The sequence below is a fragment of the Pseudomonas meliae genome, assembly GCF_001400515.1.
Taxonomy (GTDB): Bacteria; Pseudomonadota; Gammaproteobacteria; order Pseudomonadales; family Pseudomonadaceae; genus Aquipseudomonas; species Aquipseudomonas amygdali.
This window is the reverse complement of record NZ_LJQT01000255.1, coordinates 1-1,007: the sequence shown is the minus strand read 5'-3', so window position 1 is coordinate 1,007 and position 1,007 is coordinate 1. Positions and strand designations below refer to the sequence as shown.

At 57.1% G+C, this 1,007-nt stretch carries 1 protein-coding gene and 1 pseudogene; both read left to right on the top strand.

All coding sequences use genetic code 11. The features are described 5' to 3' along the window. Positions 1–156: pseudogene (locus ALO64_RS26640) on the top strand (plasmid transfer ATPase TraJ); the annotation flags it as partial. 194 nt (positions 157–350) lie between these two features. Beyond that, entirely contained in the window at positions 351–935 is a 585-nt protein-coding gene (locus tag ALO64_RS25535) for a hypothetical protein (RefSeq protein ID WP_054991719.1), read from the top strand. Positions 936–1,007 lie beyond the last annotated feature (72 nt).

Below are 1,007 nucleotides of genomic sequence, written 5' to 3'. Positions count from 1 at the left end.
GTTCGGCATATCGACTCCATTATTCGCTTGGAGCAACGACGCTTCGCTGATCAGGCCTGGCGTCTTCATCTGGAAGGGCGCATTGACCGGCGTGAACTGGCGGTGGTCATGACCGCCTCTCAATTGCGGGAACTCGAACAGCGGGCCACGCCATGATTGAGCTTTTGGTGCAGTTTAGTCCCGCCAGTCTGGCAAACAAGGCGTGGCCCAGTTCGGGTGGAAGCACTGCTCGACCTGAAGCCGACCTTCGAAATGCAGGCAAGGATGCCCCCCACCCCTAGGTAGTGCGGAACCAAGGCCTGCTCGACGCACGCTCAGCCCCTCTATGCGCAAAGCGCGAAGGAATTGAAATGAGCAACGAATTCGAAGAGATAGAGACACTTCGCCGCCTCCTGGCAGGCAGTCGGGACCGGATCAAATTCCTGCAAGGCGAAATCGCCAGATTCGAATCCATCTTTGAGCCGACGCATCTCATGTGCCTGCGCGGCGGAGAGAAGTTACTGGAGCTGTGCGCTCCTGATGGAAAGTTCATAGGTGTTTCGTGGAACGACATGGCGCAGGTACTGGCAGCAATGGTGCAGGCTTCGCCAATTGGTTCTGGCAAGGCTCCGAAAATCGTCGACTCGCTCCAGGCCGAGATCGAGCAGATGAAGGCCGAACTGGCTGGGTCGGAGAAGGATAGTCGGGAGCAGATCGATCAGGTCAAGAAAGCCTATGAGTTTCTCATGTTGTGCCGCCAGGACAAGACCGACACAGCCATAGACGCCGGTGCCATGCGTGATGCAAACGAATGGCTCAAGGTTGCCGCTGAAAATCTCGGTGCAGCCCTGTGCAAGCCTGCCAAGAGGGGCCACGCCATGACTGAGCCTTTGGTGCAACAAGCACAAGCGCATCGAGAAGTACCCAGCGCTCTTGAACAGAGTGCCGAGTCATGACTGCCTTATCGGCGTTAACCAGATCGTTAAGTCGTGGACTGGTGGCCTCGGTGCTGCTGTGCAATCTGACCA